The organism is Bradyrhizobium sp., assembly GCF_049691595.1.
Lineage (GTDB): Bacteria > Pseudomonadota > Alphaproteobacteria > Rhizobiales > Xanthobacteraceae > Bradyrhizobium.
Genome location: NZ_JBAVNZ010000628.1, coordinates 1 through 4,985, shown reverse-complemented (window position 1 = coordinate 4,985; position 4,985 = coordinate 1). Strand labels below are relative to the sequence as shown.

At 62.6% G+C, this 4,985-nt stretch carries 4 protein-coding genes; 3 read left to right on the top strand and 1 reads right to left on the bottom strand.

Annotated features, from left to right (window positions below):
* Positions 1-418, top strand: a 418-nt coding sequence (locus tag WCE35_RS25185; protein ID WP_424596014.1) for a His/Gly/Thr/Pro-type tRNA ligase C-terminal domain-containing protein, incomplete at its 5' end; no start/stop codon positions are given.
* A 124-nt stretch (positions 419-542) separates the two neighbouring features.
* On the opposite strand, the gene WCE35_RS25180 is transcribed toward WCE35_RS25185, so the two are convergent.
* Complete coding sequence (locus tag WCE35_RS25180; protein ID WP_424596013.1) at positions 543-2,672, bottom strand: acetate--CoA ligase family protein; 2,130 nt, start codon at positions 2,670-2,672, stop codon at positions 543-545.
* A gap of 214 nt (positions 2,673-2,886) precedes the next feature.
* On the opposite strand from WCE35_RS25180, the gene WCE35_RS25175 reads away from it, so the two are divergent.
* Entirely contained in the window at positions 2,887-3,582 is a 696-nt protein-coding gene (locus WCE35_RS25175; RefSeq protein ID WP_424596012.1) for a GntR family transcriptional regulator, read from the top strand.
* 105 nt (positions 3,583-3,687) lie between these two features.
* Positions 3,688-4,985, top strand: a 1,298-nt coding sequence (gene oxc / locus WCE35_RS25170; RefSeq protein WP_424596011.1) for an oxalyl-CoA decarboxylase, incomplete at its 3' end; no start/stop codon positions are given.

Here is a 4,985-nt window from a genome sequence, read left to right as displayed (position 1 = left end):
GCTGCAGGCTGCGCTCACCATGCTGGGAAAGCTCGACACCAAAGCGGAATTCGGCCCCGTCGTGGTCACCGTGTTCGACCGCGACCGCGTCGCCGACTACCAGAAGATGGTCGCCGTCTTGCGCGCCGAAAAAATCCGCGCCGAGCTCTATCTCGGCAACCCCAAGAACATGGGCAACCAGCTCAAATACGCCGACCGCCGCAACTCGCCGTGTGTGATCATTCAGGGCAGCGATGAGAAGGCACGGGGCGAGGTCCAGATCAAGGATCTGATCGACGGCGCCAAGGCGGCGGCTGCGATCGCCTCCAACCAGGAATGGCGGGAAATGCGTCCGGCGCAGTTTTCGTGTCAAGAAGACGAGATCGTCGCCAAGGTGCGCGAAGTGCTGGCGCGCCATGAGGTGAAGTGGCGGAGCTAAAGTCGCAGTTTGAATTGAGGCGGAGTGGATTTCCATGCATTGTCATTCCGGGCCTGCGCCAAGTGGCGCATCCACGATGTGCAATTGCACATCGGGGAATGACAATATCTGACTAAACGGACTGCTACAGCAGCCCCGCGCCGCGCGCCCATTTGTATTTCGCGCCCAGCACCGCGACCGGGATCTCGGTCGAATAGGCGTAGGCGACGATGCCGTTCTGGTAGAGATAATCGGCGGCTTCCTCGACCTCGATGTCGCCGGCGAGCGAGGCCACCATCGGCTTCTCGATGCCCTTGGCCTTCATCTCGTTCTTGATCTCGACCATGTTGCGCGCAAACACCATTGGCGGGGTCACGATGGTGTGCCAGTAGCCGAGGATCAACGCATGGATGCGCGGATCTTCCAGCCCGAGCCTGACGGTGTTGACATAGGTGATCGGCGGCTCGCCGCCGGTGATGTCGATGGGGTTGCCGGCCGCGCCGAACGGCGGAATGAATTTTCGAAATGCGGCGTCGAGATCCGGCGGGATCGTCATCAGTTTGAGATTGTTGTCGATGCAGGCGTCCGACAGCAGCACGCCCGAGCCGCCGGCGCCGGTGATGATGACGACGTTCTCGCCCTTGGGCGTCGGCAGCACCGGAATGCCGCGGGCGAATTCCAGCATATCCCGGAGCGAACGCGCGCGGATCACGCCGGACTGGTTGAACACGTCCTCATAGATCTTGTCGTTGCCGGCAAGCGCGCCAGTGTGGGAGCTCGCCGCCCTGGCGCCGGCCGAGGTGCGCCCCGCCTTCAAGACCACGATCGGTTTTTTCTTCGACACGCGTTTTGCCACTTCGGCGAACGCCCGGCCGTCCTTGAGGTCTTCGCAGTGCTGCGCGATGATCTGGGTGTTGTCGTCCTGCTCGAAGAAGGTCAGCAAATCGTCTTCGTCGATGTCGGACTTGTTGCCGAGGCCGACGATAGCGGAGACGCCCATCTTGGCCGAGCGCGAGAAGCCGATGATCGCCATGCCGATGCCGCCGGACTGCGACGACAGCGCCGCCGAGCCCTTGACATCATAAGCGGTGCAGAAGGTCGCGCACAGATTGGCGTGGGTATAGTAGAAGCCGTAGATGTTCGGCCCCATCAGACGGATGCCGTATTTCTGGCCGATCGCCTGGATCTCCTCCTGGCCCTTGATGTTGCCGGTTTCGGCATAGCCGGACGGGATCAGGATCGCGCCGACGACCTTCTTCTCGCCGCACTCGATCAGCGCGCCGGCCACGAGGCTTGCGGGGATCGCAAACACCGCGATGTCGACCTCGCCGGGAATATCCTTGACCGACTTGTAGACCTTCTTGCCGAGAATCTCGTCGGCCTTGGGATGGATCGGGTAGATCGCGCCCTTGTAGCCGCCGTTGATGAGATTCTTCATCACGGAGTTGCCGATCTTGCCGTTCTCGGCGGAGGCGCCGATCACCGCCACCGACTTCGGCTTCATGATCCGGTTCATCTGGCGCACGATGTCGTCATGGTTCGGACGCGGCCGCGGAGCCTTCGGCACGAAGTCGACGACGATGCGGACGTCGGCGGCGACCGCATTCGATTTGGTCGCGAACACCGGGTTCAGATCCATCTCGGCGATCTCGGGGAAATCGCTGATCAGCCGGGAGACGTTGACGATGATGTCGGCGATCGCATCGCGGTTGACCGGATCGCTGCCGCGCACCCCCTTCAGCATCTCATGGGCCTGGATGCCGTCCAGCATCGACAGCGCGTCCTGCTTGGTGGCGGGCGCAAGGCGGAAGGTGATGTCCTTGAGAACTTCGACCAGCACGCCGCCGAGGCCGAACGCCACCAGCTTGCCGAACGATCCGTCGGTAACGGCGCCGACGATAACCTCCTGGCCGCCCTGCAGCATCTGCTGGACCTGGATGCCCTCGATCCTGGCGTCGGCCTTGTACTTCCTGGCGTTGGCAAGAATGGTCTCGTAGTTCTTCTCGGCCTCGGCGGCGGTCTTGACGCCTACCACCACGCCGCCCGCTTCCGTCTTGTGGAGGATATCCGGCGAGACGATCTTCATCACCACCGGAAAACCCATGTCGGCCGCGATCCTGGCGGCTTCGGCGGCGGACTTGGCCACGCCTTCCCCGGGAACCGGGATGCCATAGGCATCGCACACCAGTTTGCCCTCCGGTGCCGTCAGGCTGGTACGCTTGTCCGCTTTGACCGCGTCCAGAATCTTGCGGACCGCATCTTTGGAATTCGACATTGGCTTCCTCCGGGGGCTTATTTTATGGCATTTGGTATGCCAGAGACGACGTTGTCAAGCCAGATGAACCCCCGGAAACGCCGAAAACACGGCCAACTTGACATTCTGGTATTTGGCATGCCAAAAATCTTCCGCGAATTGTTCTGGTAAAGACGTCTCGCCATCAAAGAGACGAATCGTGCCCGCACGCAAACAAACCAAGGCGCCGCCGGTTATGGCTGAGGCAGATATCGCGATCGTTCGGATCGCGCCAGAGACAAGCTTCAAGAACAAGGCCTATGAGGCCTTGAAGGAAGCTATTCTCAAGATGGATATCTATGCGACGCCCGAGCAGGTGATGCTCGACGAGCGCGCGCTGTCGGAGCGCCTCGGCGTCAGCCGCACCCCTATTCGCGAAGCGATCGCGATGCTCGAGCAGGATGGTTTCGTCAAGACCGTGCCGCGCCGCGGCATTGTCGTGGTCCGCCGCACCAAGACCGAAATCGTCGACATGATCCGCGCCTGGGCCGCGCTCGAGAGCATGGCCGCGCGGCTGATCACCACCACCGCGCGCAAGAAGGACATCTCGGCGCTGCGCGACTTCTTCAAGGATTTCAGCAAGGACCGTCTGCCGCAGGATCATGTCGAGGAATATTCCAAGGCCAACATCGCCTTCCATCAGGCGCTGATCTCGCTTTCGGAATCGCCGGTTCTGGTCGACATGACCAATGACATCCTGCTGCATGTCCGCGGCTATCGGCAACTGACGATCGGGCGCAAGGATCGCACCGCGACCTCGCTACCCGAACATATGGCGATCATCGAGGCGCTGGAAGCGCGCGACACCGAACTTGCGGAAAAGCGCGCGCGCGATCACACGCTGGGGCTGGCCGCCTATGTCGAGGCGCACGGCCAGGAACTGTTTGCTTAAGAGCGCACTGTTCGCTCAAACAGCACTGTTTTCGTACGCGAACCATTTTCACGCGAGAAGACGGTCAGCTCGTCCGAACAAGAAACGATCAGGGAGATCAGGCCCATGTTGAATACCGCCGCCAAATCCGGGGCACCGGGCACGGAACAGGAACTGACGGATGGCTTCCATCTCGTCATCGATGCGCTCAAGCTCAACGGCATCAACACGATCTATGGCGTGCCGGGCATCCCGATCACCGACCTCGGCCGCATGGCGCAGGCCGCCGGCATTCGCGTCATCTCGTTCCGCCACGAACAGAACGCCGGCAATGCCGCGGCGATCGCGGGCTTCCTGACCAAAAAACCTGGCGTCTGCCTCACGGTGTCGGCGCCCGGCTTCCTCAACGGCCTCACCGCGCTCGCCAACGCCACCACCAACTGCTTCCCGATGATCCTGATCTCGGGCTCGTCCGAGCGCGAGATCGTCGACCTGCAGCAGGGCGACTACGAAGAGATGGACCAGCTTGCGATCGCCAAACCGCTGTGCAAGGCGGCGTTCCGCGTCCTGCACGCCGCCGATATCGGCATTGGCCTCGCGCGCGCGATCCGCGCGGCGGTGTCGGGACGGCCGGGCGGCGTCTATCTCGATCTGCCTGCAAAATTGTTCTCGCAGGTGATGAACGCGGATGCCGGCGCCAGATCGCTGGTCAAGGTGATCGATCCGGCGCCGGCGCAGATTCCGGCCCCCTCAGCCGTCAAGCGCGCCCTCGACGTGCTGAAAAGTGCAAAACGTCCGCTCATCATTCTCGGCAAGGGCGCGGCCTATGCGCAGGCCGACGGCGATATCCGCGCGTTGGTCGAAAAGAGCGGCGTGCCCTTTCTGCAGATGAGCATGGCCAAGGGCCTGTTGCCGGACACGCACGCGCAATCGGCGGGCGCGGCACGCTCGACCGTGCTGAAGGACGCCGACGTGGTGATGCTGATCGGCGCCCGCCTCAACTGGCTGTTGTCGCACGGCAAGGGCAAGACCTGGGGCGATGCGCCGAAAAAATTCATCCAGATCGACATCGAACCGAAGGAGATGGACTCCAATGTCGAGATCGCGGCCCCCGTGGTCGGCGACATCGGCTCCTGCGTATCGGCGCTGCTCGCGGCCATGGGCGGCAACTGGCCGGCCGCGCCCGCCGACTGGGTCGGCGCCGTCAACAGCAAGCGGGACGAGAACATCGCCAAGATGGCGCCCAAGCTGATGAACAATGCGTCGCCGATGGATTATCACGGCGCGCTGGGCGCGCTCCGCACCATCATCAGGGAGCGGCCGGACGCCATCCTCGTCAACGAAGGCGCCAACCCGCTCGACCTCGCGCGCGGCGTCATCGACATGTACAAGCCGCGCAAGCGGCTCGACGTCGGCACCTGGGG